This window comes from Pseudomonas sp. 43(2021), assembly GCF_017490805.1.
Taxonomy (GTDB): Bacteria; Pseudomonadota; Gammaproteobacteria; order Pseudomonadales; family Pseudomonadaceae; genus Aquipseudomonas.
Genome location: NZ_JAFGYJ010000145.1, coordinates 1 through 638, shown reverse-complemented (window position 1 = coordinate 638; position 638 = coordinate 1). Strand labels below are relative to the sequence as shown.

Here is a 638-nt window from a genome sequence, read left to right as displayed (position 1 = left end):
ACGCAAGTCGCCGCTGTGGCTGATGTCGCCGGGGAATTTGGCAGTGAAGCGAAAGTGTGCCGGCATGATCTCGGCCCAGCGCTGGACGGTAGCCGGCGATGGACTGGCGTAGAAGGTGGTGTTGCCTTCGACGGCGTTGAACACCTGGCAGTAGAGAGCGAGAAAGTCGGAGGTTTTTGCGTCTACCGGATACAGATACTCGCGCCAGGCATTTTCGCTCCAGGACGGGCAACCGAGGTAGTAAGGCAGATCCATCAGATATACAGATCGAGGCCCAGCACGTCTGCGTCCCAATCGACAAAACCGGCGGTGCTCAGGTAGCTGGCCAGAGCCATGGCTACGCTCTTCTTCATCGCGCGGTGGTAGATCATGTCTTGTTGACGGGCAGGCAGGTTGCTCAGGCGTTGCGCGGTGGCTTGCGCGGCGCGAGCAGCCAGTTGCTCCTCGCTCGGAAATTCCAGCTCGCCATCGATAATCTCGACGGACTCATCCAGCGCCGCATTGCCTTTACGCGGCTTGCGCTTGATGGGGTAGGACTGAGTGGAAACGCCGTCTATACGCATAATGTCATGCTCGGTATCGATGATGGCAATTTAGCGGCACTTGACCGACTTAGCAAACTGCCGAGTGATAACTAG

2 protein-coding genes are annotated in these 638 nt (G+C 58.0%); both read right to left on the bottom strand.

The window, feature by feature from the left end; all coding sequences use genetic code 11:
- Positions 1–255 (bottom strand): DUF72 domain-containing protein (locus tag J5M71_RS26420; protein WP_207838411.1); only part of this gene is annotated, 255 nt, incomplete at its 3' end.
- A complete protein-coding gene (locus J5M71_RS26415; RefSeq protein ID WP_016771497.1) occupies positions 255–563 on the bottom strand; it encodes a hypothetical protein in 309 nt (102 codons plus the stop codon). The genes J5M71_RS26415 and J5M71_RS26420, both read right to left, overlap by 1 nt.
- Between the last annotated feature and the right edge of the window lie 75 nt (positions 564–638).

What these genes read in the sequence shown, in the direction of transcription:
- J5M71_RS26415 (WP_016771497.1), bottom strand. Translation starts at nt 563, where the DNA reads ATGCGTATAGACGGCGTTTCCACTCAGTCCTACCCCATCAAGCGCAAG.